Source organism: Lutispora sp. QWL-02 (genome assembly GCF_058315355.1).
The window spans coordinates 1,777,522-1,803,199 of sequence record NZ_CM177762.1; the positions used below are offsets into that span (position 1 = coordinate 1,777,522).

The 25,678-nt window shown below is 40.2% G+C and carries 25 protein-coding genes; all 25 read left to right on the plus strand.

Annotation, left to right across the window (positions count from 1 at the left end; all coding sequences use genetic code 11):
* Nucleotides 1-10: 10 nt before the first annotated feature.
* The 25 genes from citF to AC4HCY_RS08260 all read left to right on the plus strand — a co-directional run bounded on the left by citF (nt 11) and on the right by AC4HCY_RS08260 (nt 25,517).
* Complete coding sequence (gene citF, locus AC4HCY_RS08140; protein ID WP_323430888.1) at nt 11-1,519, plus strand: citrate lyase subunit alpha; 1,509 nt, start codon at nt 11-13, stop codon at nt 1,517-1,519.
* Nucleotides 1,520-1,567: 48 nt separating this feature from the next.
* On the plus strand, nt 1,568-2,833 hold the full coding sequence (locus AC4HCY_RS08145; protein ID WP_323430889.1) for a lactate racemase domain-containing protein: 1,266 nt from the start codon (nt 1,568-1,570) through the stop codon (nt 2,831-2,833).
* Nucleotides 2,834-2,853: 20 nt separating this feature from the next.
* Nucleotides 2,854-3,849 (plus strand): Bug family tripartite tricarboxylate transporter substrate binding protein, encoded by a 996-nt coding sequence (locus AC4HCY_RS08150; protein WP_323430890.1) that lies wholly within the window; start codon nt 2,854-2,856, stop codon nt 3,847-3,849.
* Nucleotides 3,850-3,946: 97 nt separating this feature from the next.
* On the plus strand, nt 3,947-4,450 hold the full coding sequence (locus tag AC4HCY_RS08155) for a tripartite tricarboxylate transporter TctB family protein (RefSeq protein ID WP_323430891.1): 504 nt from the start codon (nt 3,947-3,949) through the stop codon (nt 4,448-4,450).
* Nucleotides 4,451-4,468: 18 nt separating this feature from the next.
* Nucleotides 4,469-5,968: a tripartite tricarboxylate transporter permease gene (locus AC4HCY_RS08160; RefSeq protein WP_491095818.1), complete on the plus strand. Its 1,500-nt coding sequence runs from the start codon at nt 4,469-4,471 to the stop codon at nt 5,966-5,968.
* A gap of 179 nt (nt 5,969-6,147) precedes the next feature.
* Nucleotides 6,148-7,191: a methyl-accepting chemotaxis protein gene (locus AC4HCY_RS08165; RefSeq protein ID WP_491095819.1), complete on the plus strand. Its 1,044-nt coding sequence runs from the start codon at nt 6,148-6,150 to the stop codon at nt 7,189-7,191.
* A gap of 40 nt (nt 7,192-7,231) precedes the next feature.
* A complete protein-coding gene (gene citG / locus AC4HCY_RS08170; protein ID WP_491095820.1) occupies nt 7,232-8,113 on the plus strand; it encodes a triphosphoribosyl-dephospho-CoA synthase CitG in 882 nt (293 codons plus the stop codon).
* A 33-nt stretch (nt 8,114-8,146) separates the two neighbouring features.
* Nucleotides 8,147-8,854 carry a citrate lyase holo-[acyl-carrier protein] synthase gene (gene citX, locus AC4HCY_RS08175; RefSeq protein ID WP_491095821.1) on the plus strand — a complete coding sequence of 236 codons (708 nt, stop codon included), beginning with the start codon at nt 8,147-8,149 and terminating at the stop codon, nt 8,852-8,854.
* 367 nt (nt 8,855-9,221) lie between these two features.
* Entirely contained in the window at nt 9,222-9,581 is a 360-nt protein-coding gene (locus AC4HCY_RS08180) for a PadR family transcriptional regulator (RefSeq protein WP_491096097.1), read from the plus strand.
* A complete protein-coding gene (locus tag AC4HCY_RS08185; RefSeq protein ID WP_491095822.1) occupies nt 9,565-10,581 on the plus strand; it encodes an HAAS signaling domain-containing protein in 1,017 nt (338 codons plus the stop codon). The genes AC4HCY_RS08180 and AC4HCY_RS08185 overlap by 17 nt, the downstream gene beginning before the upstream one ends.
* A gap of 494 nt (nt 10,582-11,075) precedes the next feature.
* Nucleotides 11,076-12,029, plus strand: coding sequence for a threonine ammonia-lyase (locus AC4HCY_RS08190; RefSeq protein WP_491095823.1), 954 nt, complete (start codon nt 11,076-11,078; stop codon nt 12,027-12,029).
* Between the two features lie 95 nt (nt 12,030-12,124).
* Entirely contained in the window at nt 12,125-13,066 is a 942-nt protein-coding gene (locus AC4HCY_RS08195) for a phosphate ABC transporter substrate-binding protein (protein ID WP_491095824.1), read from the plus strand.
* A gap of 161 nt (nt 13,067-13,227) precedes the next feature.
* The gene (gene pstC, locus AC4HCY_RS08200; RefSeq protein ID WP_491095825.1) at nt 13,228-14,094 is read left to right on the plus strand and encodes a phosphate ABC transporter permease subunit PstC; all 867 of its coding nucleotides are present in this window, start codon (nt 13,228-13,230) and stop codon (nt 14,092-14,094) included.
* Entirely contained in the window at nt 14,088-14,927 is an 840-nt protein-coding gene (locus AC4HCY_RS08205) for a PstA family ABC transporter permease (protein WP_442916642.1), read from the plus strand. The genes pstC and AC4HCY_RS08205 overlap by 7 nt, the downstream gene beginning before the upstream one ends.
* Nucleotides 14,924-15,667, plus strand: coding sequence for a phosphate ABC transporter ATP-binding protein (locus AC4HCY_RS08210; protein WP_323430902.1), 744 nt, complete (start codon nt 14,924-14,926; stop codon nt 15,665-15,667). Before AC4HCY_RS08205 ends, AC4HCY_RS08210 begins: the two co-directional genes overlap by 4 nt.
* Nucleotides 15,668-15,685: 18 nt before the next feature.
* The gene (locus AC4HCY_RS08215; protein ID WP_323430903.1) at nt 15,686-16,156 is read left to right on the plus strand and encodes an HAD family hydrolase; all 471 of its coding nucleotides are present in this window, start codon (nt 15,686-15,688) and stop codon (nt 16,154-16,156) included.
* Between the two features lie 144 nt (nt 16,157-16,300).
* Complete coding sequence (locus AC4HCY_RS08220; RefSeq protein WP_323430904.1) at nt 16,301-17,569, plus strand: ATP-binding protein; 1,269 nt, start codon at nt 16,301-16,303, stop codon at nt 17,567-17,569.
* Nucleotides 17,566-18,402 (plus strand): DNA-binding domain-containing protein, encoded by an 837-nt coding sequence (locus AC4HCY_RS08225; RefSeq protein ID WP_323430905.1) that lies wholly within the window; start codon nt 17,566-17,568, stop codon nt 18,400-18,402. The genes AC4HCY_RS08220 and AC4HCY_RS08225 overlap by 4 nt, the downstream gene beginning before the upstream one ends.
* Before the next feature lie 103 nt (nt 18,403-18,505).
* Nucleotides 18,506-19,678 carry an ABC transporter substrate-binding protein gene (locus tag AC4HCY_RS08230; RefSeq protein ID WP_323430906.1) on the plus strand — a complete coding sequence of 391 codons (1,173 nt, stop codon included), beginning with the start codon at nt 18,506-18,508 and terminating at the stop codon, nt 19,676-19,678.
* A gap of 95 nt (nt 19,679-19,773) precedes the next feature.
* On the plus strand, nt 19,774-20,655 hold the full coding sequence (locus AC4HCY_RS08235) for a branched-chain amino acid ABC transporter permease (RefSeq protein ID WP_491095826.1): 882 nt from the start codon (nt 19,774-19,776) through the stop codon (nt 20,653-20,655).
* Between the two features lie 15 nt (nt 20,656-20,670).
* Nucleotides 20,671-21,573 carry a branched-chain amino acid ABC transporter permease gene (locus AC4HCY_RS08240; RefSeq protein ID WP_491095827.1) on the plus strand — a complete coding sequence of 301 codons (903 nt, stop codon included), beginning with the start codon at nt 20,671-20,673 and terminating at the stop codon, nt 21,571-21,573.
* Nucleotides 21,570-22,334 carry an ABC transporter ATP-binding protein gene (locus tag AC4HCY_RS08245; protein ID WP_323430909.1) on the plus strand — a complete coding sequence of 255 codons (765 nt, stop codon included), beginning with the start codon at nt 21,570-21,572 and terminating at the stop codon, nt 22,332-22,334. Before AC4HCY_RS08240 ends, AC4HCY_RS08245 begins: the two co-directional genes overlap by 4 nt.
* A gap of 3 nt (nt 22,335-22,337) precedes the next feature.
* Entirely contained in the window at nt 22,338-23,048 is a 711-nt protein-coding gene (locus AC4HCY_RS08250) for an ABC transporter ATP-binding protein (protein ID WP_491095828.1), read from the plus strand.
* Between the two features lie 230 nt (nt 23,049-23,278).
* Nucleotides 23,279-23,971 carry a hypothetical protein gene (locus tag AC4HCY_RS08255; RefSeq protein ID WP_323430911.1) on the plus strand — a complete coding sequence of 231 codons (693 nt, stop codon included), beginning with the start codon at nt 23,279-23,281 and terminating at the stop codon, nt 23,969-23,971.
* A 118-nt stretch (nt 23,972-24,089) separates the two neighbouring features.
* Nucleotides 24,090-25,517, plus strand: coding sequence for a helix-turn-helix transcriptional regulator (locus AC4HCY_RS08260; RefSeq protein WP_323430912.1), 1,428 nt, complete (start codon nt 24,090-24,092; stop codon nt 25,515-25,517).
* The last annotated feature ends 161 nt before the right edge of the window (nt 25,518-25,678 follow it).

The window sequence follows — 25,678 nt, forward strand, 5'->3', positions numbered from 1 at the left end:
GGAATACTTAATGGAAAATATATTAGGCGTTGAGTTTCCTCAGTACATAAGAGGAATAGGCGATTTGAAAGCCTTTGCCAAAGGGCTGAAGACTTCAGCAGAAAAGGATTGTAAGGTAGTAGAATCCCTGGAAAAGGCAATAGCGTTATCAGGACTTAAAGATGGCATGACCATATCCTTCCATCACCATTTTCGTAATGGCGATTATATAGTGAACATGGTTTTGGATACTCTGGCAAAAATGGGCTTCAAGGATTTAGTAGTAGCAGCCAGTTCCCTTACAGATTGCCATGCTCCGATGATAGAACATATAAAAAATGGTCTTGTAAAGCGCATTGAGACTAGTGGACTTAGAGGAGAGCTGGCAAATGAAATATCTTCCGGGCTCATGGATACTCCCGTTATTTTTAGGTCTCATGGCGGCAGGGCTTATGCTATAGCCTCCGGAGAACTGAAAATTGATGTTGCGTTTCTTGGGGCTTCAACCTGTGATCGTGCAGGTAATGCCAACGGCTTCAACAGAGACGGAGACAGCTCCTATGACTGCGGCTCCCTTGGCTACGCAATGGTGGACGCTCAGTATGCTGATAAAACTATAATACTCACAAATAATATAGTTCCTTATCCTAATACTCCGTGTCCTATACCGGAGATTGATGTAGATTGCATAGTTAAAGTAGATGAAATAGGCGATCCAAAAGGCATTGTAAGTGGAGCAACCAGGTTTTCTACAAATCCTAGGGAATTAAGGATCGCGCAGATTGTGGCAGATGTTATGGAAAACTCCGGTTATTTTGAAGATGGTTTTTCCTTTCAAACAGGTACTGGAGGTGCATCATTAACAGTAACACGGTTTCTTCGGGATAAGATGATAAAAAAGAATATCAAAGCAGACTTCGCATTAGGAGGCATTACCGGAGCAATAGTAAAGCTTCATGAGGAAGGCCTTGTGAAAAAGCTGTTGGATGTTCAGGATTTTGACCTGGAAGCAGCAAGAAGCGTTAAAGAAAATCCTTTTCATTGTGTTGTCAGCGGCCATCACTATGCCGGTTCCGGCTCAGAGGGTTCTGCTGTTAATCACTTGGACATGGTAGTGTTGAGTGCGTTAGAAATAGACAAGAATTTTAATGTGAACGTTTTAACGGGTTCAGATGGTGTTATAAGAGGTGCCATTGGCGGCCATCCGGATACTGCCTCGGGAGCAAAGATGACTATTGTTACAGCTCCTCTTATGAGAGGAAGAATACCTACCATACTGGATAGAGTGAATACCATTGTAACTCCAGGCAGCACAGTTGATGTGCTTGTTACGGAATATGGCATAGCTGTTAATCCAATCCGTCAGGATTTAATAGAAAAACTTTTGGGAGCAGGCATAAAGCTCAATACCATTGAAGAACTGCAAAATATTGCAGAGAAGATAGTAGGAAAGCCAAAATCAATTAAATATGGTGATAAGATTGTAGGCCTTGTTTATTATCGCGACAGCACTGTTATAGACGTGATAAAGCAAATCTGAAAATGAAGTCTCGTTTAAAAGATGGTCTATTAAAAGGAGTGATGCCTATTGTCCGAAATCAGCGTTCCTTATGGAAGAACTACTCAAGATGCAGTCATCAATGAAAATGTAGAACTGGAAGTTATAGATGCAGATGTCCCAAAAGTGGAGACATCGGCGGAGCAATTGCTTAAAGAGGCAATGGATAATCCTATTGGAACCGACAGGGTAGAAAATTTGGTGGGAAAAGATGAGCATGTACTCATAATAGTAAACGATCATACAAGACCCGGTCCCAATCAAATTATTGTAAAGGAATTGATGGCAAGGCTTAAAAGCGCAGGAGTTTCTGATGATAACATCAAGTTTATTATCGCTTCCGGCAGCCATAGGGCAAGCACGGATCAAGAAGTTGCCAATATTATTGGCGATGAGTACAAAAAAAAGCATCAAGTTATTATACATGATTGCACAGACAAGAATAGCATTGTTTATTTAGGCGTAACCAAATCCGGCTTTCCTCTTTACGTAAATAAAGCTGTTGTAGAGAACACCTTTGTCATAACCACCGGATTGATAGCACCCCATCATGCTGCCGGATATAGTGGCGGCAGAAAGAGTATTATACCGGGAGTAGCAGGCCTTGAAACATTAAAAGTTCATCATTCATTGCCAATAAGGCCTTTTGAACCGGCTATGGGCTTCATATACGGAAATCCTTTTCATGAGGCTGCATTAGAAGGTGCGAAAAAAGTCAATGTAAGATTTATGGTGAATGCGGTTCAAGATCCACATAAGCAAAATATTGCATTCGTTGCAGGTGAAATTGAGAAAGCTCATGCAAAGGGCGTAGAAATCTGCAAGAGTGTCAGCGAAGTTGAAATACATGGTTTGGCTGACATAGTAATCACAAGTCCTGGAGGATATCCAAGAGATTCAAATTTATATCAGGCTCAAAAAGCTCTTTCGGTTGCGGAACCCCTCGGGAAACCAGGTTGTACTTATATCTTAGTTGCAAATGCCGAGGATGGCATTGGAGAAGGTGTTTTTCGCCAATGGCTGGTTGAAGCAAAAACAGCGGAAGAAGTAGTGGAAAGGTTTAAAAGGGAAGGCTACAATGTGGGAAGCAACAAGGCATTTATGTATGCTAGGGCTATGACAAAAGGAAGGGTTATAATAGTTACCGAAAATGTAGAGGAAAGAGAATTAAATGAGATGATGCTGGAATGGGCACCTAATTTGCAAAGGGCATTAGAAAAAGCTTGCAGCGGCAAAAAAATGCAAAAAATTATTGTGTTGCCACGTGCGGTAAATATAATACCGCGTGTAGTATAAAAAATAAGGGGGATATGAATATGAAAAAGAAAATAATGGTGGCTTTATGTGTAATCTTATCATTAATAATGTTTGCTGGATGCTCTTCAAAACCGGCGCCGCAACCAACTGGAGCCGCTGAACCTGCTGCAGAAAAAGAGTGGAAGTTCGAAAGAAAGATAGAAATGGTTTGTCCTTTCGGACCGGGCAGTGGCACCGATACAACTTTAAGAGCTTTTCTTCCAATGATGGAAAAGGAGCTTGGTGTATCTATTGTTATTAACAACGTTGAAGGTGCGTCCGGAGTTAAAGGTGCTGAGTATTTGGCAAAGCAGCCGGCTGATGGCTATACCTTCGGTATGTTTACACCTTCCCATGTAATCTCTGCTGTTAATGGCACGAGCAACTTTGATATTTTGAATGATACAATACCTGTAGTCAGATTAGTGCAGGATGCTAATATTGTTCTGGCAGGTAAAAAAGTACCATACAATAATTTAAAAGAACTCGTAGAGTATGCAAAAGCAAATCCCGGTAAAGCTAAAATCGGTCTTATGTCAATAGCAGGTATTGATGCTGTCTCCGTAAAGCAACTGTTTGATGCCGCAGACATAGATGTTCCGCTAGTGCCATACTCAAGCGGTGCAGAAGTAAATGCAGCCGTAATCGGTGGACATTGCGACATGGTTCTGACCAGTCCCTTTGATGCTAATGCTTATCTGGAATCCGGAGATATGAAGGCTATAGTTATACTAAGTGAAAAGAGAGCTTCTACACTTCCTGACGTCGAGTGTACAGGTGAGCTTGGCTATAATGCATATATCGGACCATGGAGAGGCATAGTTGCTATGAAAGGTACACCTGAGGGTGCTATAAAGGCTTTTGAAGCAGCAGCAGTAAAGGTTTGCGCTTCTAAAGAATGGGATGATTGGAAGAACTCTGTATCTTTGAATGACCGTGAAGGTTTTGCAAATAGGGAACAATTTACAAAAATTTGGTTAGAGTATTATGAGACTATGAAAAAATTATTGAAATAGTATTGGTTTAGTTATTTATCAAAGACCACTGCCATTGCTCCGGAAGGGATATCTTCCATTCCGGAGCAATGGTAATCTAAAAGCGAGGAGGATTAATGTGGCTCTACAATTACTATTCAATGGCGCTTTGATGTTATTCTTTGTTTACTGCTATTTTTATGTCGGATCTATCGCTCCCGAACCTGAGCCAGGAACAATAGATGGTGCTCAGTGGCCGCAAATGCTTATTATTTTATTGGTATTTTTCCTAGCTGTTAATATGTATAAAATCTATAAAAAAACTCCCAAGGAAGAAAGAAATTTTAACCCTATATCGGGAGTCAATTTTGCAAATATATGCAAAAACAAGCTATTTATTGGCATTGTAATATTATTTATATATGCATTTGCACTAGAATATCTTGGCTTTATATTATCATCATTCTTGTTGTGCTTGACCTATTCAAGACTGCTTGGCGAAAAAAGGGTTTCACAGCTTTTCCTGTACTCTTTTTTAAGTGTAGCAATTTTATACTTCCTCTTCTCAAAAGGTCTGAATATTATGCTGCCCAGAGGCGTAGGTTTGCTTCGCGATTTTGCGCTGATGCTTGAATCAATTTAAGAGGGGGGGTAAAATAAAATGGAATTATTGATATCTGGTTTTCAATTAGTTTTGAATCCTGTTACTTTTTTATATATTGTGGGAGGAACAGTTCTAGGCGTAATTTTTGGAGCTATGCCGGGTGTTAGTGCTTCAATGGCTGTTGTTCTTGGAATGACCTTTACCTACACAATGTCTCCGCTGGTTTCTATAGCATTTTTGGTTGCTGTATATTGTGCTGCTATTACTGGTGGTGGTATTACAGCTATCCTATTTAAGATTCCCGGAACACCTTCCAGTGCACCTACAACCTTCGACGGTTATCCTATGGCTATGAGAGGCGAATCCGGCAAGGCCTTGGGTATTTCACTGGTGTCTTCAGCTATAGGTGGTATATTTGCTGCCCTGGCTATGTTTTTGCTGACTCCGCAGCTAGTTAAGGTTGCTTTGAAATTTGGACCCTCTGAACTGTTTGCAATTTCTTTTCTGGGTCTTTCTGTTTTAACCTGCCTTGATAGCGGCAACGTTATACAGACCATAATATCCGGTCTTATAGGTTTATGGCTTGCAACAATTGGAATGGATCCTATAATGGGATTTGCCAGGTTTACTTGGGGGAACTCCACACTTTTATCAGGCATTGAAATGATCCCTGTTATGATTGGTATGTTTGCTATAACAGAGGTACTGAGACAAACTGTCAAACGCACTAAGATGGAGAACCTTGACAAAACTACCGCTAAGGTTAAAACTAAGCTAACTTCTATAAAAGAACTTTGGGTAATGAAATGGACTATTTTCCGTTCTGCGGTTTTGGGAACAATTATTGGTATTCTCCCGGGAGCAGGCGCTACTATAGCATCATTTCTGGCCTATACAACAGAAGTTAAAATGTCCAAGAATCCTGAAAAGTATGGTAAAGGTGAACCGGCAGGTATAGCAGCTCCTGAAACAGCTAACAATGCAGCTACGGGGGGTTCTATGGTCCCTTTGCTTGCTCTTGGTATACCCGGAGGCAATGCAGCGGCTATTATGATGTCTGCATTGGTACTTAAGGGGGTGCAGATGGGTCCGATGCTCCTTAAGCGTCAGCCTGAATTTCTTTCCAGCGTATTTGCCTCAATGATAGTTACAAACATTATAATGGTAATTGTTGCAATGGGCATTGCAACAATCTTCAGTAAAATACTTGCCATACCTTACAGCGTACTTGGCACTGTCATCATTCTTCTTGCCGCAATAGGAAGCTTTGCCCTTTCAAATAGCACAGGTGATGTCATGTTAATGGTTATTGCCGGCGTATTAGGTTATATTTTTAATAAATTTGGCTTTAATGCCGCTGCTCTGATACTGGGACTTGTGCTTGGGGAGATGTGTGAAGCCAATTTGAGAAGAGCTGTTATGTTGGAAAACGGAAGTATAGTGGCTGTATTTACTAAACCAATAACTGCTATTCTTATAATTGCTTGTATAGCTATGCTCGTTTATCCTATGGTTAAGCCCTATATACAAAAAAAGAAAGAAAAAGTGGCAGCATAAGAATAATTTGATTTAAGTTAGTAAAGGCTTCACTTGTGACATAACTGGATAGGTGACAATGGAGTCTTTACTTAATTTGCTTTTCGAAAGGTGTTCAAATGCTTGCGTAGGACTAGTTTGATCATTCTAAGGAGGTGATTGCCATAGAATCAATACTTTTTGTCGCTGTATCCCAGACCATGGCAGACACTGCTGCAAAAGCCGCTGCACAAATGAAGGTTGAATTGCCGATAGTAGTGAGTAAAATGAGTGAGGCTCAAAATCTGGTTTCAAAATATCCCGATATCGATGTTTTTATTAGTCGCGGCGCTGCTGCGGAAGCTTTCAGCAAATTGTACGGGAAGACTGTGGTTGAAATTACTTCAACAATTAATGACTTTCTAGAGCCAATTGAGAGAATTTATAATAAAGGAATTAAAAAAATAGGTATAGTTGCCCATGAAGGTTTAATCAGTGAGGAACATTTTTGCTTTTCTGATTTTGAAGTTTTTATGTGTCCTTGGCGTGAAAAAGTCAAACCGGAACAAATAATTGACAATCTTATAGAATTGGGAATTAAAGGAATTGTGGGAAGCTTGAAGCCGAGTGAAATCGCTAGAAACCGAGGGTTATCTGCAGAACTTTTGGACTCGGGTGAAAATTCCATTAAGCGAGCTATCAATGAAGCTGTCAAAATTGCGCGAGCAAAGGAAAACGAGTGTTTGCGTGCTGCTGAGAATGCCGCTCAGACTCAGAAATATGCTGCAGATATTTATGCTGCAATAAAACAGGCTGTTACAGAAATAGAAGAATTGAGAGCTTCATCACAAGAGCTTGCGGCAATAAGCAAGGAGTCAGCTGATATTGCCAAGACCGCTTTTTTAGACGTCAGCAAGACAACACAAATATTAGAGCTAATCAATCATATCGCACAACAGACTAATCTATTGGGTTTAAATGCTGCTATTGAATCAGCTCGGGCTGGAGAACACGGCAGAGGATTTTCAGTGGTTGCCAGCGAGGTTCGTAAATTAGCTATAGAAAGTAAGAATTCAACAGAAAAAATAAAAGAATTTATTAATAAATTTCAAGTTTCAATAGAATCCGTAAGAAAGAATGTTGAACAAAGCGCCATAATTACTCAAGAACAGGCAAATGCTACTCAAGGCATAGCAGAAATGCTTGAAAATATTCAAATGATTGGTCAGAAGCTTTCAGAAGAAGGGAAAAAATCGATTCGTTAAAATAGATTTCCTATAGTTGCAAATAGTAAGGGGAGTAGCTATGAAGAACATAATGCTGGCAATTGAGCAAATAGGATACTGCTGTATATCTGCCCTCCTTTCAGAGATTCATACTACGCCAAAACCGGGATTAGTTGATTGTCTGAATAATGGTGCACACAAAGATATGGATATTTCTACTTTTAAAGATAGTATTAATGCAATTGCTCCTTATTTTTATCACTTTGCAGAAATAGGGAGAAATCTTGACTGCATTGATGCAGTTACTTTAGATAAAATACGCCCTCTGGGATTAGAATGTGAGAAAGCCATGTTCAATGCCACAAAAGGAGTCAATACCCATAAAGGTGCAATCTTCTCACTAGGTATAATCGCTGTTGCAGCGGGTTACTGCTGTAATGAGCTGCAGGATCTTTCTGCAGATACAGTTTGCCATGCAGTTAGTACAATTGCCAAGGCAGCAGAAAAGGATTTTTTGAGACCTTATGCTAGTCTTCCTATGACAAAAGGAAGGGAAATTTATACGGCTTACGGGATACGGGGGATTCGAGGGGAAGCAGCTTCAGGCTTTTATTCTGTGAGAAAATATGCGCTGCCAGTTATGAAAGAGTTATTTTTTCATGGCGAATATAGTGATAATGATATATATTTACAAGTCCTGCTGCATCTGATGACTCAAGTTGTGGATACTAATGTGATTGCCAGATGCGGCATTGATGCAATTGAATATGTAAAAAGCTCTGCAGATAATATTCTTGCTTTGGGAGGTGCCCTATCACCGGATGGTATTAGGGCACTATTTAAGCTTGATGAAGATTTTATTAAACGCAACATAAGCCCTGGTGGATGTGCAGACCTCCTCTCAGTAACAATTGCACTATATAGAATAGAGAATCTTCTATATCATCCTTATTCCCTTTAACAGCTTTCAACCATTTGGATTGGCTGCAGTAATATGGATGGCATCTTTCAAATTAATGATAACCAAGTGGTGGAAACCGCGCACCATTTTTTCATTACTATTTGTGCCGTCAGCGGCAGCGGCGGAATGGAGGTCTATATGGATAAAGAGTTGCTGAAAGTTCTTGCGGCTAGAGAGCAACGATGGGAAATGCGCAGAAGCATTGTTGAAAAACAGCAAAACTGCCTGATTACTATTACCTTGTGCGTACCGCTTCTTTATAGAACTGATGAAGAGTTTAGGATACTTTTTCTTAAGCTATGCAATAACTTTTATAAAACTTTAGTTTTCAAGGGTCATCAAGTTTGTTTTGAGAACTGCATACAAGGAGATGATGGCCCTGCTGTTTTTATATCTACTGAAATTGAAGCCAAAGAAATTAAAAAAATATGTGTAGAAGCTGAAGAATCTATTATCGGAGGACGCATATTGGACATTGATGTTATGGACAGAGACGGATCGCCTGTTGGGCGTGGTGATATTGGTCTGCCGCCGAGAAAATGCTTTATTTGCGAGAACCCTGCAGCTATTTGCGTATCAAGAAGACTTCATTCGGCAAATGAAATCTCCAAGTGTGTTATGCAATTAAAGAAGCTGATAGAAAGCAATAATGAACAGTTTAATAAGAGCCCACTTCCACTTATCAAGGATGTCTATGAAGAGAAAGATGGTATTTCAGATGACAATCAGGTTAAAATGTGAGCCCGATTTTCACGTAAACTATAAGAGAATACCATGCAAATGGATTCGATAAGAAGTGTCTGTCTGATGTGACAGAAATGAAATATGGAATTGATAGTAAGGCTTATCTTAGTGCAATCCTAGATCTTGGACATAAAAGTATCATATCTTTTGTATTTGAAAACTTAAACAATGATGAATTGGTATTTAAAAAGAAGTTGGACGATGCAGGCGTGACACAGAACATGTCAATATATCTCAGAAAGGTCTTTATTTTGCAATATTTTTATATTATTAATAATTTAAAAGGCATAGTATTGTATTATTGACAATACTATGCACCATACAGTATAATTTAATCACAAGGAAGTGATTAAAAATGTCTGAAGTGGATGAAATTGTATCTAGTCTGGCTATGGAATTAAGAAGAGGTATTCTGGTTTTGAGTGTTTTGAGTCAGTTGGAAGAAGAGCAATACGGATATTCTTTGGTTCAGCGCTTGACGGAAAGAGGACTGGCGATTGATCAGAGCACATTATACCCGCTCCTGAGAAGACTGGAAAAACAGGAGCTGTTGGATAGCAGCTGGTCTTTAGATGAGGCAAGGCCACGAAGATACTATGTGTTGAATGCAAAAGGCAAAAGAGTATTGAATCGTCTTATGACAGAGTGGATTCACCTGAATGATATCATTACAAAGCTTCTCAAAACTAAGAATGGAGATGGGAATAATGAAAAATTGGATTGATCGTTACCTATATGCGGTGGGCCAAAAGCTGCCAAAAGCCCACAGAGAAGATATAACTAAAGAGCTGAGATCTCTGATATTGGATGCTCTGGATGAAAAAACCGCAAGTGGCAGATTGGCTAAGGGCGAAGCTTATAAAGAGACAGAAGAGGACGTACTATCGATTTTAGAGTCATTCGGCTCTCCGGCAGAGGTTGCGGCAAAGTACAAAGCTAACAGCGGGTATCTGATCGGTCCTGAATTATATGATCTATACCGCTTGCTTCTCACCATTGTACTGGGGGCCGTAGCTTTGGGAATTTGTATTGCAGCTTTGGTCTCCGTATTGAGCACACAAGGCTCCTTCATAGAGTTGATGTATAATCTGCCGATGCAGATAATATCAGCCTGTATCAGCGCTGTAGGGTCTGTTACCATTGTATTTGCCATTATACAGTATTTTGCAAAGGAAGAAGATATAAAGGATCTGAATCCTAATAGTAAATGGAGCCCTAAGGATCTGGAGCCTGTGCCTGTATCTTATGAGATGATAAAAGTATCCGAGGTATACGCTGCTATATGCTTTACGATATTGGGCATAATTATTTTCAACAGATTTCCTCATATAATCGCCATATATTATAAAATAGGAGCAGAGAGTGTCTCTATCCCATTATTCTCCATTGATATCTTAAGGATCTATATGCCGTATTTGAATATATTCTGGATAGGAAATGTGCTGTTGAACGGTTATAAACTCAGGGCAGGGAAATGGACTAATGCTTTAAGATTTGTCCAGATAGGAGTTGACATAGGCTCTTTGGCTATATTTCTTGTGATGGCAGGCAATCCCGGAATATTGAATCCTGCCGTAAAAGAAAGCATCATGAATACGGATTTTGTTCCTTTCCAAAGGCTGGGGGATATAGGTACAGTAAGCTTTAAAATCTTCATAGCGATAATCGTCCTTACCACAGCTTTTGAAGTATGCAAGCACATATATTATTCTATAAAAAAATAGGAAGGGTTTTAGAACTCAGGATGCATGTATTCCTCTGAGGTATGAGGGAGAACGTGGAACACGGATTGGCACGGACTTTTACACGGATTAACACTGAGGGGGTTCGTAGGGATAGGGCTTGCCCTGGCCGAGTTATAGTAGGGAACGCATTGCATGTAAAGAGCAAGAAGAGCTACTATGACACGGCGGAGACAGCTCCAAAGATTTGGGCTCATCAGAATTCACTTTGCAAGGCGAATCCGGCAAATATCAAATATATATCAATGGAAATGTTCAGGATGATGAAGCTAAATCGGTAGAATACAACATTCAACTGGTATACACTAAATGATCATCCTTAAATTATATATAACGTGAAAATCGTTTAATACAAAAAGGAAACTGGGAATCAAAAGGATGCAGCTTCCTTTTTTGTAATTCATCACATAATTATAGATATTTATTTGATTTTTATGATAATATTATATGTATTAATCGGGATTTAGGGAGTGCTGATGATGGTTTATTTTAAGGATATTCAATTAGCGAGAGATAGAATAAAAAAATATATATATGAAACACCTCTGGATCATTCAATGTATTTGAGCAATGGGGAAACTGATGTTTTTCTCAAGCTGGAATGTCAGCAAAGGCTGAAGGGCTTCAAGATAAGAGGCGCTTTGAGCAAGCTTGCCAGCCTGACGGATGATGAAAAGTCAAAAGGGGTAATGGCTGTATCTTCAGGCAATCACGGTGCCGGAGTAAGCTATTCTGCCAAGCTTTTAGGAGGTATAAAAGCTAAAATATTTGTCCCCGAAACTATACCCGGGTCAAAGCTGGAAAAGATAAAATATTATGGAGCTGAAGTTGTCACAGTGGGAAGAAATTACGATGAAGCCCATGCTGCAGCCCAGGAGGCGCTGGATAAGGAGAAGCGCATATTTATAGATCCCTGTTCCGACATAGAAGTGATAGCGGGTCAAGGAAGCATTGCTATGGAGATACTCGAGGCTAATCCGGATATTGATGCAATATTAGCTCCTATCGGCGGCGGAGGGCTTATAACCGGTGTATCTGTGGCAGCCAAGCATCTCAAGCCTTCAATAAAAATTATTGGCGTCCAGACTGAGGCCTGCCCTGCTATGGCCAAAGCTATGAAGGATAGAATATTCTATTCCGACTTTCCGTCGGAGCCTTCCATATGCGATGCTCTGATAGGGGGAGTAGGAGAAATACCATACAATATGTCAAGGCAATGCATTGACGATATAGTTCTGGTTGAGGAAGAAAGCATCAAAGAGGCTGTGCTTTTTCTTATGGATAAGGAAAAGGTGATCGCGGAGCCTGCAGGCGCAGTGGGGGTTGCCGCAGTCATGGCTGAACCGGAATTATTCAAGAATAAAAATATAGCGATAATCATAAGCGGCGGCAATTTGGACTTCTCATTGATAAAAGCTATACAAAGGTGAAGAACTATAAATTATATCGATTGGTAAAATCCTGGCAATCATAATAAAATCACTATGGATAGTTGTCATAATATATCAACGGGGAGGTATTTACAATGAAGAGATTTTGGAGTATTTTATTATGTATGCTGCTGGTTTTTACAATGGCTTTAACAGGTTGTACAAGCCAGGCGCCCGCAGCGCCTGCAGATAGCGATTCTGCTGCCGGAGATAAGCCGGATGAAATGAAAAATGAATTCAAAGCACAAATAACATTTAACGGCTCGTCCACGCTGGCACCGGTAATATCGGCTATTGCCACTGATTTTATCGAAGGATATACTACCTGGAACAAGGTAGATCCAAGCTTTCCGGAACAAAATATAGCTATTTATGTTTCTGCCGGCGGTTCAGGAGCAGGAGTTAAAGCAGTGCTGGAAGACACCAGTGATTTTGGTATGCTGGCCAGGGAAATCAAGACCGAAGAGAAAGAGAAAATCGGAGATGCAAAAGATTTTACACTTGGAATAGATGCTCTTACCATATCCATAAACCCGGAGAATCCATTGGTAAAGCTGAGAGACAGCTTGACCACGGAAGAAGTGAAAAAGATCTTTGCCGGGGAGTATAAATTCTGGGATGAGCTCGACAGCAAGCTTCCTCATAAGGAGATTGTTGTGGTTATAAGAGACTTAAGCGGCGGAGCACATGAAGTCTTCCAGAAGAGCGTGATGGGCGAAACTCAGATAAGGCCTGATGCCATTCAGTCTCCTTCTATGGGAGCGCTGGTGACCAAGGTAATTGAGAATAAGGATGCTATTGGTTATGCCTCCTTTGGCATGGTCAATCAAAATGAAGGCAAGCTGATACCCTTAAAAGTGGATGGAGTAGAGCCCACAGAGGAAAACATAGTAAATGGCTCCTACAAGATATCCAGGCCCCTTATAGTGGTAAAAAGAGGAGAATTGACCCCAGAGCAAAAGGCCTTCATGGATGTTGTGACATCGGAAAAGGGAGCGAAAATTATAGAACAGATGGGCTTTGTGCCTGTAAAATAGAGCTTGATCGTTGAGACTGTTGCAAAATGATAATTTAGTCATTCTGAGCACACAGAAGAATCTTTAAGACATTGCAATAAAAAAGATTCTTCTGTCGCTTTGCTCCTTCGGAATGACAGGTTGAATCCGTTATGCAACAGCCTCTTTTTTGAGGTGATAGAATGTGGGAGGTCCTTGACAGGGTATTTGAAAAAAGTATTAAACTGCTGGCTGTTCTTTCATTATTGCTTTTATCCTTTATAATACTTTTTATATTTAAAGAAAGCTTGATATTTTTCAGAGCGGTGCCTATATTGAAATTTATAACGAGGAACACATGGAATCCTCTGGCGGCTCCGGAAAATCTATCGATACTCAATATCATACTCGGTACTTTGTATGTATCCATAGTTGCCATAATCATTGCTTTGCCTATAGGGGTAGGAAGCTCACTTTTGCTGTCAGGCTATGTCAAGGAAAAGCCTAGGCTGATATTGAGGGGATTGATAGATGTGATGGCGGGAGTGCCTTCGGTAATATATGGGTTTATCGGGTTGCTTGTATTGGTTAAATTTTTTGAGAGGGTATTTGACTTTTCCTCGGGTGAATCCGTCCTTGCAGGAGGGATATTGCTTTCGATCATGGTTTTGCCGTATATAATATCCACCTGTGATGAAACCATGGGAAAGATGTATGGGAAGTATTCGATGGTAGCCAAGGCATTAGGCATATCCAAGGGCTACATTATCAGGACCATAGTGCTGTCTCAGAGCATAAAGGGAATAACAGCAGCTGCAGTTTTAGCTTTGGGAAGAGCCATGGGGGAAACCATGGCAGTGATGATGGTTATCGGAAATGCACCGATAATGCCTAAGCTTTTAGGAAAATGTCAGACCATACCCTCGCTCATCGCCCTTGAAATGGGCATGGCAGAGGTAGGCAGCCTGCATTATCACGCCCTCTTTGCGGCAGGCTTTGTGCTGATGGCTATATTGCTCATAATAAATATAGCTCTATTTTATATTAAAAGGAGCATGAGTCAATTATGAAGAAGATAAGCTCAATATTTTTTAATGCATGGATATTGTTCAGCGGCCTTTTGGCTCTTTTGAGTGCATCCTTCATATTCATCTATATTTTAAAAAACGGGTTCAAGGCGATGACCTGGGAGTTTATTTTATCCAATCCGGCGGGCATACCCCTGGGATCTGAGGGCGGCATATTGCCTGCAATCATAGGAAGCCTGCTGCTCATGCTTATCTCATGCGTTTTTGCGTCTATACTGGCAATTTCAACTGCTGTATACATAGTGTTTTATTGCAAATCCAAAAGGATGGAGAGTCTTGCACATGTGGTGATACAATGCATGGCAGGAGTTCCGTCCATCATACTTGGCCTTTTTGGTTATACGTTTATGGTGGCTAATCTGAAGATGGGAAGAAGCCTTATATCTGCGGGCCTGACCTTGGGCATAATGATATTTCCTTTCATACAGGTCAGAGTTGAGAAGACTTTCAGAGAATTCAGCAGCTCGATGCTGCTTTCTTCATATGCTCTGGGGACAACTAAGCTTTATACATTATTAAGATTGGTACTGCCCCAAAGCATAAGGGATATAGTATCTGCAGTCACCCTGGCAGGAGGCTTTGCGATGGGTGCTGCCGCACCTATCATACTGACAGGCGCTGTAATATTTGCACCTATTCCCAAGTCCTTGTCTTCACCTGTTATGGCATTGCCCTTTCATCTGTATATTTTAACAGGGGAGGGCATATCCATAGAAAAATCCTATGGGACAGCATTGGTGCTCATATTACTGTTGTTCATCATAAACCTGGTTTCAATATCCTTAACCTTTTGGAGAAAGGAAGCGACGAAATGAATGTACTGGAGTTAAAATCCTTTTATGCCTATTACGGAGAGAAAAAGATAATAAATGATATGGATATGAAGATCGAAAAGAATAAAATAACTGCAATAATAGGCCCATCGGGATGCGGCAAATCCACATTTCTCTTATCATTGAACAGAATGCTGGAGGAAAGCGGAGGAAGAGCCGCAGGCAACATTTTATTTAATGGCAAGGATATTTATTCCATGCCCAAAGAAGAAATAAGAAAGAGGATAGGCATAGTTTTTCAAAAACCGGCGCCATTCCCCTTTTCTATATATAAAAATTTAACCTATGCTCCGGTTTACTATGGGATAAGGGACAAAAGCAGGTTGAGAGAAATAGCCATTGATAAGCTTAAAATATCGGGCCTTTATGACGAAGTAAAAGATGAGCTTGGCATGTCTGCATTGAAGCTCTCCGGAGGCCAGCAGCAGAGGCTTTGCATTGCAAGAGCGCTGACAGTAGAGCCGGAGGTATTGCTTCTGGACGAGCCTTGCTCCGCTCTGGATGTGAAAAACACTGCTAATATCGAAAAAATGTTGAGAAATTTAGCCGGAGATTATACTATAGTAATAGTCACCCATAACCTTTATCAGGCAAAGAGGATATCGGATTACACCGCATTCATGCTGGACGGAGAGCTGATAGAATATGATGAAACAGCCAGGATGTTTTCCTCACCTCAGAACAGAAGGACTAGGGAATATATTGAAGGCATATATGGGTAAAATTGGAGGGACTATTGAATGCTTATTTATGATATACCAGGTTTAGGAGTAATTGAGATAGAAAACATAGTGTTTGATTATAACGGCACGATAGCGACGGACGGAAAGCTTATAGACGGGGTGGGGGAGCTTCTGGCGGAGCTTAAATCCCATGCCGATATTTACATATTGACTGCCGATACCTATGGAACCGTTGAAGCCGAATGTGCCCAATCCGGCGTATCTGTCAGGACCTTTCCTAAAGGAAAGGCAGCCGATTTTAAAAAAGAAATAGTCGAAAGCATAGGAGCTGATAAGACGATCTGCATAGGCAACGGTTTTAATGATATAGAAATGTTTAAATCAGCCAGGTTGTCCATAGCTGTTGTTGAGGGCGAAGGCTGCAGCGGCAGGCTGCTGGCCCATGCGGACGTGGTGGTGCGATCGATCATGGATGCGATCAATATTTTGCTCAAAGACAGCAGGTTAAAGGCTACTCTCAGGGAGTAGCAGAACCTCGGACTATATTTGCATGACAGTTGGGAAAATTGAGAATATATACACTTCTATTTGACTTTCAAGTATGTTATTATTATTTCAACGCATAAAGACAATTCTTGCATTAAACTCTATAAATATGCATAGGTGAATTTTATGAATAAATTAAAGCACACATTACTTATAGCAGCTTGTGTGGCCTTAGCATCCCAATTTCATTTTAATTATTTTGTTCAAGGATTCATAATAACACTTTCAGTAATTTTGCTTCCGATATTTTTATATAACTATGCAGAGCTGAACCCGATAATAGTTGGCTTTGTCACCGGCATAGTATCCCCTCTTTTCAGAGGGATTATTGAATACACTGAGATCAGAGACCTGCCCATCACCTGGATAATGGTAGGTCCGGATGTGTTCTTCTATTTTGCTTATGGTGTAATATATTATTTTTTATATTTCAATGCGGCCGAGAAGAATATTACAAGGTTTACCGTCGCGGCATTTTTCTGTGATTTCCTGTCCAATATGGTGGAGATGGGCGTAAGAACAAGCATTGTCGGCATGAATATGGAAATAATCAGGAACTTGATAGTGATTGCGGCAGTAAGGGCCTTCATAGCAATGGGAGTGATCATATCCATAAAGCATTACAGAGGCTTTTTGGCAAAGCAGGAGCATGAAGAGAGATACAGGAGATTGATGCTTCTCACTTCAAGCTTCAAGAGCGAAATATATTTTATGAATAAAAATATAAGCGAAATAGAAGACGTAATGAAAAAGTCCTATTTTGCCTACAAGGTCATATCCGAAAATGATTACCCCTATGAGCTAAAGCATCTGGCATTGGATATTGCCAAGGATGTCCATGAAATAAAAAAAGGCTATATAAGGGTAATAAACGGCCTGGAGCAGATGGCCAGAGATAAAACTGACGGCACTTGTATGAGCATCAAGGATATCATTAGCATTTTGGAAACCGATACCAAGGAGTATATAAGGCTGAATAAGCTGAACATTGAATTATTATTTGACATCAAAGCTGATTTTAATGTAGCGGAGCATTTTTATTTCATGTCCGTGCTAAGAAATCTGATCAATAACTCCATAGAAGCCATGGAGAAAAGAAGGAAGGGAGTGCTCAAGATTAATATCTTTGAGGATGGGGATGACTATGTAATTTCCGTAGCTGACAATGGAGAGGGCATAAAGAAAGACAATATAGATTACATATTTAATCCCGGCTTTTCAACCAAATTTGATGAAAATACAGGAGATATTGAAAGGGGTCTTGGACTTGCTTTAGTAAGAGATTTGACCAGAGATGTTTTTCAGGGAAGTATTTCGGTAAAGTCTGAATTGAACAAGGGGACAAGCTTTAATATAACTGTTCCCAGCAGAATTTTTGGGAGGAAAGAGCTTTGAGATACTATATTGTAGATGATGATATAAATGTTGTAAAAATTTTGAGCAATATCATTGAAGACAATAATTTGGGCGAGGTAATAGGATGCGATTATGATGGAGATACAGCCTACAATGAAATTTTAGCCAATAATCCCGATATTGTACTGGTGGACCTTCTCATGCCGAAGCTTGACGGCAATACTTTGGTAAAAGAGATAAAGGCGATGAGGCCAAAAATTAACTTTATAATGGTTTCCCAGGTTTCTGACCATGAGCTGATAACAGAATCCTATGAATCGGGAATAGAGTTCTTTATAAGCAAGCCTTTGAATAAGATTGAAGTGGAAAAGGTCACTAAAAAGGTAGCGGAAAAAATAAGGATGGAAGATATGCTGAACAACATAAAAAAGGTGTTTAACAGTACAATAAGCAAGGAAGTAACCAATCAAGGCGAGGATAAGATCAAAGAAATAAAATATATCTTGAGTATGCTCGGAATGCTGGGCGAGAAGGGTACCAACGATATTATAAATGTGTGCGCCTATATAATCAATGCAAAGAAAACCTATGATGAGTGTGCCATAGATGAATTATGCAAATACCTGCCGGACAACTCCAAAACCGTAAAGCAAAGAATGAGAAGAGCGATGAAGGAAGGCCTGACAAACCTTGCAAATGCAGGATTGGAAGATTATTTTGCCGACAATTTTCAAAGATACTCAAATATGCTGTTTGATTTTGAAAATGTAAAAGCTGAGATGGACTTTATCAGAGGGAAGAGAAACAGCGGCGGAAAGGTAAATATGAGCAAGTTTTTTGAAGGGTTGCTATTGCTTTGCGATAAAAATTAAAAAACATTTTGAACAATCATGAGTATTTTTGAATATTTTTGAATATTCAATCTTATATTAAGTAAAAGCTTAAAAGCTTTGCTTAATATAAGGAGGGGTAAGGATGTATAAAAGGACTCTTGCATTATTATTAGTGAGCTTAATGATTCTGACAATGGCTTTCACAGGTTGTTCAAAGCCGCAGACAGAGACTGCTGCTCCGGCAGAAGAGATCATAAAAGTCGGCTGGATGGGTTCATTGACAGGGGACCAGGCAGTATGGGGACAGTGTGAGCTTGACACGGTAAAGATGCTCTTTGAAGAAATAAACGCCAAAGGCGGCCTTTTGGGCAAAAAGCTTGAAGTAATAGGCTATGATACCAAGGGAGACCCGCAGGAAGCGGTAAACGTAGCTAAGAGGCTTACCGGGCAGGATAAAGTCGTTGCAATATTAGGGCCAAATGCAAGCGGCAATGCTATTCCTATAGCTCCGGTATTGGAGCAGGCCAAGGTGCCGGATATAGCCACTGTTGCTACAAATCCCAAGGTTACTGTGCTGGATGGCAAGGTTAAACCTTACAACTTCAGAGTATGCTTTATAGATCCCTATCAAGGTGCAGTTGCAGCAGGCTATGCCTACGATGTATTGGGCTTTAAGAAAGCTGCTATACTCTATGACGTAGCTGATGATTATTCACAAGGCTTAACTCAATTCTTTGAAGAATTCTTCGTTTCCAAGGGCGGCACCGTAGTTGCCAAGGAAGCTTTCAAATTCGGTGATGTCGATTTCAGACCACAGCTCAGCAAAATAAAAGAAGCAAATCCGGAGGTTTTATTCCTGCCTATATTCTTTAAAGAAGCAGCATTAATCGCGAATCAAGCAAGGGAATTAGGAATAACCATACCGCTGATGGGCGGAGACGGACTGCCTTCCGAGCAGCTGTTCACAATGGCTAAGGATGCAGTTCAGGGCACCTTTATCGTAAATCACGTAGACTATGATGATCCGGAAGTTCAGGATCTCAAGAGCAGATACAAAACAAAATATAACAAAGAATTAGAATTAAACGGCTACTTGGTTCATGATGCAGTACTTGTATTGGCAGACGCAATAGAGAGGGCCGGATCAGCAGATTCTGTTAAGATAACCGAGGCTCTGGAAACCACAAAGGTTAAAGGTGTTACAGGGCAGATCAATATAAGCAAGGAGACTCATAATCCTGAGGGCAAGGATGCTGCTATCGTTAAAATCGAAGGAGACAAATACGTATTCCAGCAGAAATACTCTGCTAAATAATCTATCAACAGTATGAATAGGCTGGGGCTGTTGCATAACGCGTTCAACATTGGAATTTTGCAACAGCCTCTATTTTAACAGTTAGGGGTGAAGGGATGTCACAGTTTTTTTTACAGCAGCTTATCAACGGCCTGTCCATAGGCAGTGTTTATGCGCTTATGGCCGTAGGATATTCACTGGTTTACAGCATAATGAATTTCAGTAATTTTGCCCATGGCGGTGTAATAATGCTGGGGGCATATTTTGGATATTATTATCTTACCAAGCTGGGCTTACCCTTTTTTGCGGCTTTTATTGCAGCTGCATTGACCACTTGTGTCCTTGCAGTAGTGATTGAAAGAGGAGCCTATAAGCCTTTGAGGGAAAGAAGAGCTCCATTTTTGTACTTTATAATATCTGCCATGGGCGCTTCAATATTTCTCGAAAATATCGTAATAGCAACAATAGGGCCTACATTCAAAAGCTATCCCGAGATTTTATCCAGGACTCCTATTCAATTGGGCAGTGTGACACTGGGCAGACTGGATTTGGCTATGTTTATCATCTCTGCTATTTGCTTGGCGCTATTGGTATTTTTTATTGATTTTACAAAGATGGGAAAAGCTATACAAGCTACCTCCTATAGTGTAAAGGCCAGTGCGTTGATGGGAATCAATACTGACCTTGTAATAATAGTTGTATTTGCCCTTGGCGGATTTTTTGCAGGCATTGCAGGCGTGCTGTTCGGAATGAAATATACCGTTTATCCCCAAATAGGGGTAATAACCAATAAATCATTTATAGCTGCAGTATTCGGAGGCCTGGGAAGCCTTCCGGGAGCGGTTATCGGTTCCATATTGCTGGGCATAATAGAGACCATGACCTCCGGGTACTTCTCCTCCAATTATAGAGATCTCATTGCTTTTGTCTTGCTCATCGCTATATTGGTATTCAGACCCAGAGGCTTGATGGGCAAAGTAACGGAAGATAAGGCTTAGGAGGGAGGCAATACTATGGATTTATATTATATTCAGGGCATATTGCTGCTGGCAGGCGTCAATCTTATGTCAGTCCTCGGCCTGTCTTTGCTCACCGGCTTTACAGGATTATTTTCCTTCGGCCATGCAGGCTTTATGGCCATAGGGGGCTATGCCGCGGCCATGATGACCGTAAAGTACGGCTGGCACTTTATACCCGCATTGCTTGTGGGAGCTTTGGCAGCAGCCTTGGTCAGTGCGATAATCGGCATGCTTACATTGAATCTTAAAGGAGATTATTTCTGTATTGCTACGTTAGGCTTTGGCGAGGCGATAAGGCTTGTTCTGGACAACGTCCAGTATTTTGGAGGAGCAAGGGGCTGGCCCGGAATACCTAATTATACGAACCTGACAAATGTTGTAATAATAAATGTGGTAGCTGTTATAATTCTGGCTAATTTAATAAGATCAAGGCATGGAAGGAATATGATAGCTGTCAGGGAGGAAGAGCTTGCATCTCAAATAGTAGGAATAAATGTATTTAAGTATAAGCTCATATCCTTGATGATAAGCGCAGCCTATGCGGGGATAGCGGGAGGCCTTATGGCCCACTATATGACCTTTCTCCAGCCTAAAATGTTCAGCCTTGTTAAATCTACAGAGTTGACAATAATCGTTATATTCGGAGGCTTGGGAAGCATATCCGGAAGCGTGCTGGGGGCTTTGGTGCTCACGTCTCTGCCGGAGATATTGAGAAGCTTCTCCAATTGGCGTTTGGTAATATACGGATTGTCAGTTATCATAATAATGATATCGAGGCCAGAAGGTCTTATGGGCGGATATGAATTTACCCCATCAAGCATGAAGCGGCTTTTTACAAGATTGAAGAATAAGAAGGAAGACCTTCCAAGTCAGATGGAAGGAGGAAAGTCACTATGAATATTCTTGAGCTGCAGAATCTGACAAAGACCTTTGGAGGACTTACTGCTGTAGGCAATGTTGATTTTGAAGTCCCGAAAGGTAAAATAAGCGGGCTCATCGGCCCTAACGGTGCAGGCAAGACCACCATATTCAATCTTATAACAGGTGTCTACAAGGTTTCAGAAGGTAAGATAATGTTTAAGGATAGGGACATCACCGACAAGGAGCCCTATTTCATCGCAGGTCAGGGGATCACAAGAACCTTTCAAAATATAAGGCTTTTTAAGAAGCTCACCGTATATGAAAATGTTTTGATAGCCTGTCATAGCAACGGCAGCTATAATATTTTGGAATCCGTGCTACGCCTCCCCAAGTGCAGAAAAGAAGAAAGGGAGCTGAAGCAGAAAGCAGATAATCTATTGGAAATAATGGGGCTTCAGGACAGGAAGGATCTGATTGCTAACAACTTGCCCTATGGACTGCAGCGAAGGCTGGAAATTGCCAGAGCTCTGGCATTGAACCCTGAGCTTTTGCTCCTTGATGAACCGGCGGCAGGTATGAATCCGGATGAAACGGCTCAGCTTATGAGCCTGATTTCCGAGATGCGCCCCAAGTTTGATTTGAGCGTTTTAATAATCGATCATCATATGGATCTGGTGATGGGAATATGTGAAAAGATCATGGTTCTCAATTTCGGATGCAAGCTGGCAGAAGGAACCCCTCAGGATATTCAGAATAATCCTAAGGTAGTTGAAGCATATTTGGGAGTGGAGGGGTAGAGAATGTTAAAGGTTCAAGATTTAAATGTATTTTATGGCGGCATTCACGCACTAAAGGGTGTCAGCTTGGATATAAATAAGGGCGAGATAGTGACTATAATCGGTTCAAACGGGGCAGGCAAATCAACGCTGCTCAATGCAATATCCGGCTTTTTGAAATATAAGCAGGGAGTTATAGAATATAAAGGCGAAAAGCTGCCGGTAAATCCTAATAAGGTAGTGAAGCTGGGAATATGCCAGGTGCCTGAGGGGAGACTGGTTTTTGCAAACCTCACTGTCGAGGATAATATTATGCTTGGAGCATACTTGAGGAAGGATAAGAACAAGATAAAAGAAGATCTTGAGAAGGTATATGAGCTCTTTCCGAGATTGAAGGAAAGAGAGAAGCAGATAGCCGGAACCTTGAGCGGGGGAGAGCAGCAGATGCTTGCTATGGGCAGAGGCCTTATGAGCGATCCTGAAATAATGCTTCTGGATGAGCCGTCCCTTGGATTGGCACCGCTATTGGTACAGACGGTATTCGATATAATAATAGACATAAGGAAAATGGATAAAACCATATTATTAGTTGAGCAAAATGCCTATAAGGCTTTGTCTATAGCTGACAGGGCATATATACTGGAGCAGGGCAGGATCAAGATGGAAGGCTCTGCAAAGTATATTGCTGACAACCCGGCAGTACGGGAGGCCTATCTGGGAGCCAAAGTACAATAGGAATAAAAAATGGTGAGGGGTAATATTTTAACCCCCGCCATTTTTTTTTGCGCCTTTTTTAGGCACTTGCGGCAAATTTTTTGTTTGCATATTTTCCCTGGCGAACCATTTGAACCAATGTTTTGTCAATAATAAAATATCCATATCATTCATCACAAGATAATGAGCCAAAAAGCAAATAATATATTTGTCAGATTCAATGACAATCATATGAAGAAAGGAGATATGAAATGGATAAAAATCCAAGCGGCAACAAATTGATCATCGGATTGCTGACTGCAGCTTTGTTGTTTCCTATGGGAGCTTCGGCCTTTGGAGGACATGCCAACGAGGCTTCGGAAAAGCATGGAAATATAAAATATGGTATATCTGCCGATTATAAAGCCGGTCCTCAGTTCAAAATCGCATATAAAGGAAATGGAGAAGGCATAAAAGCAGCTTTAGACAGTTTAGTGGAAGAAAGGACCATAACCCGTGAAAAAGCAGATAAAATAATGCAATATATTGAGCAAAGAAAAGCTCGGATAAAATCTAAGAGAATGGGCCTGCTGGAGGAACTGAAAAAAGAAGGAATCATAACAGATGCCGAAGCCGATAAAATAAGGGAAAAGCGGAGCCAGATTCATGAGGAAAAGATATCAAAGGACTTAGACGGCTTAGTCGAGAAGGGAATAATTAAATCAAGGGATGTTGAAAAAATAAAGGACTATTTGAAGATTGAAAGAGAAGGGCGCAGAAAAATGTTTGAGCAGCTTAAGGGTATGACTGAAGAGCAGAAAAAGGAATTCTTCCAGAATTATAAAAAGTCACGCAAAGATGTGGTTCAAAAAATGGTTGATGATAAGATAATAACTAAAGAGCAAGCTGAGGAAATAAGGAAGATAATGCCTCAGCATAATAAATACAACAAAAATAAGCAGTAGATCAGCCGGGGATTCTCCCCGGTTTTTAAAAATTAATTTATATAGCTTGGAATATCTTTTATAAGCAATTATAATTAATTATAATGACTGCTATAAGTCATTTTGCGGGGGGATATATTTGTCAAAGAAGAGAATAACTAAAAAAATATCAAATATTGATGAAAAGATATTATCAATCGTTGTATTTTCGCTGTTCTTTTCATGGTTGCTGGCTTTTCCTTTTGAAGGCCAGGTTTTGTATGCTCTTACCGAGAGATTCGGTATAGAAGCTCAATCAATGGTTTTTGGGGCAATAGCCGCACATTTCTGTGGTTTGATTTCCTGCGGATTTTTCATTAAGACCATGAAGACGGTAAAGCGCGTTATGATTTTTTCTATTATTATTTGCATCGCAGGCAGTATTCCATTTTTTTTTACACCGTCAATAATCTGGCATATTTCTATTATTTCATGTTCTTTTATGACAGGAGTCTGTATTGCAGCCTGGGGTTTTTACTTTAAAATTTACACACCCTCTAATAATAGGATTAAAACTGCTGCAGATTTACTTATTTACTCTAATATATTGATGGTTATTATAAATGCGACGGCAATAAATATAAGTCCATATGCAGGATTGGCGTTATCGATTATTATGCTCATTGGATCGCTTTTCTTTATGGTCAGAATGCCGGGGGATGTCAAGACAAGTGATGAAAACTACATAGATGGGATAACAATATCTGTCAGTCCAGCAAAGCCTTTTTGTTTTTTATGCTTTTTTATTGTAATAATCACAATAAACTCCGGCTTGATGTATCAGGTCGTTAACCCTGCATTTGCACATCATAAGCTGCTTGTAAGCTGGTATTGGGCTGTACCTTATATTATTGCTCTTTATATTATAAAGAACCTTCGGGAAAAAACTAATAGGAATTATATACTTTATGTAGCAATAGCTATGATAGGTTTTTCCTTTATAGCATTTATACTATTGGATCGATCTGTTTTGAGTTATCTGATCATAAATACTCTAATGCTGGGGGCCTGCGGCATATATGACCTTTTTTGGTGGAGCATATTGGGTGAAATGTTAGATTACCATGATAATCCTGCTAAAATTCTTGGGATAGGACTTTCTGCAAATGTACTGGGCATATTTATAGGCGGTATGCTGGGAAATAGTATTGCTTCTTCAGATACTATATATTATAACTCATCAATGCTGGCATTGTCTGTAGTTCTCATTACTCTCATAATGCTTCCGCTGCTTCACAAGCATCTTTCAATGCTGCTGAAGAATCATGTTTTCTTAATGACACTGTATGAAATGGCGCCCTCCAAACAAAAAGATACTATTGAGAGCTTTTCGATGATTGGTAATTTGACTGAAAGGGAAAGTGAGATTACGGCTTTGCTTCTAAAAGGCCGGACCTATAAGATGATAGCCAATGAAGTTTACCTCAGTGAAAATACTGTTAAAACCCATATAAAAAATATATATTCAAAATTCAATGTTCAAAGTAAAGTGGAGCTTATTAACTTATTGATGGAAAAGGAGAATTAGAGCATATAGTAGCCCCTCACCCGAAATGGGTGAGGGGTTTTTTTCTTAAATCACCTATTTTGGGTGACGATTTTTGCAAATGTATAAACTATATTTAAGACTGACAGCATACTTGGCTATTAGCTTAAATCTAGGCACAATTATTCAATATATAAGATTAA